Origin of the sequence: Fictibacillus arsenicus (assembly GCF_001999465.1) — a bacterium.
GTDB classification, from domain to species: Bacteria; Bacillota; Bacilli; order Bacillales; family Fictibacillaceae; genus Fictibacillus; species Fictibacillus arsenicus.
This window is the reverse complement of sequence record NZ_MQMF01000025.1, coordinates 1-1529: the sequence shown is the minus strand read 5'-3', so window position 1 is coordinate 1529 and position 1529 is coordinate 1. Positions and strand designations below refer to the sequence as shown.

General features: G+C 66.4%; 2 protein-coding genes. One reads left to right on the top strand and one right to left on the bottom strand.

What is annotated here, in order from left to right; all coding sequences use genetic code 11:
* Nucleotides 1–30: 30 nt before the first annotated feature.
* Nucleotides 31–1302 (bottom strand): IS110 family RNA-guided transposase, encoded by a 1272-nt coding sequence (locus UN64_RS21570; protein ID WP_206495882.1) that lies wholly within the window; start codon nucleotides 1300–1302, stop codon nucleotides 31–33.
* A gap of 18 nt (nucleotides 1303–1320) precedes the next feature.
* On the opposite strand from UN64_RS21570, the gene UN64_RS21565 reads away from it, so the two are divergent.
* A partial coding sequence (locus UN64_RS21565; protein WP_216352806.1) for a hypothetical protein occupies nucleotides 1321–1529 on the top strand: 209 nt, incomplete at its 3' end.

The window sequence follows — 1529 nt, the reverse complement described above, 5'->3', positions numbered from 1 at the left end:
AGTCCCGGATAGTGGATGCTCCTATTGCTGTCAAGCGGCCAGTGGCGGGCTGATCTGCTCCAGGATGGCGGTCGCTCGGGCCTCGAGTTCAGGGTCGGCGCGAGTTCCGATCTCGAGTCGTCGGAGCCGCTGGTAGGGGACGCCGAGAGTGGCGGCGAGAACGCTGATCGGGATGCCTTTCGCTTGTCGGCGTGCTCGGAGTTCGCGCCCGACGGGATTGTCGGTGGCGGGATTGAGCAGAGCGGCATAGATCTCGTTCGCGACGTGTCGTTTGAGGCAGCGCATGATGTCACGGTCGGTGAGTTGCTCCGAACGACGCCTCTCGAAGTAGGCCATCGTCCGAGGCTCGCGATGCCGCATGCGCAACAGCACAATCCGGTGCAGCGCGGCGTTCGCGTGCCGGTTCCCGCCGCGAGAGAGTCGATGCCGTGTGCGTTGTCCGGAGGAGGCGGGGATCGGGGCGACACCGGCGAGAGCGGCGAAGCTGGCGCGGGTTCCGAGCCGCTCGGGGTTGTCGCCGGCGGCGACCAGGAGCGTCGCTGCGGTGACAGGACCGACTCCGCTCAGGGACAGCAGCGTGGGGTTGACCTGCCGGACGAGCATCTCCAACTGTTGTTCTATCAGGTCGATCTCGGCTTGCATCGTGAGGTGTCGGACCGCGAACCGTCGCAGTGTCTGCCGGGCGACGACCGCGGGATCGGGGGACGTGATTGTTCCGGGCCGAGTCTTGGCGAGCGTGTTCACCAGACGCTGCCCGCTGAGAGCGCGGAACGCCTGTCGCACGAGCTCGGGTGCGGTGATCAGCAGCGCGTGGATCTGGTTCATCACTTGCGCTCTGGCCTTGGCCGCCGAGCGCCGCTCTGCGAGGAGGATCCGCATCGACTCGACCGCGCCATCACCAGACTTTGGGATCGCGGTGTCCGTTCCTGCGAGGACAGCGACCGCTGCCTGGTGGGCGTCGAGGGGGTCGGACTTGCCGCGACGACGGCGGGCTTGCCGGTCCTGTCGCGCGACTTCGATGACGGTCAGCCCCGCCGTGGTCAGCGCGCGTGCGAGGCCAGCCCCGTACGACCCCGTTCCCTCCACCCCGATACGGACGACATCACCGTGCGCGTGGAGGAACGCGACGATCTGCGCGTAACCGCGACCGTCGGCACGGAACTCTCGGTCCGCGACAGGTCGGCCCACGAGATCGAGGATCGCGACGTGATGCGTTTTCTTGTGCGTGTCGACCCCGGCGACCAACTCGGAGCCTGGTGGCAACGGGTTGGTCAGCGGCGGGTCGAGTGTCATGCTCGTCATTGACGGGATTCCCTTCCAATGGTGATGAACGTCACCGCGGGTCGGGTGAGTGCAGACAGCACAAAGGTGAGACGACTTTCCGGTCAGGCTCCTATCAAGTCATGTGCCCGCCCGGCCCGCAGCGACCCCGGCGTCGACGGACAGATCCACAAAAAGACAGCCGCGAACGGCGTCCGTGTAATTTCGGGTCACGCCGGCGCCGGAGCCGAATCCATCATCTCTGTGTA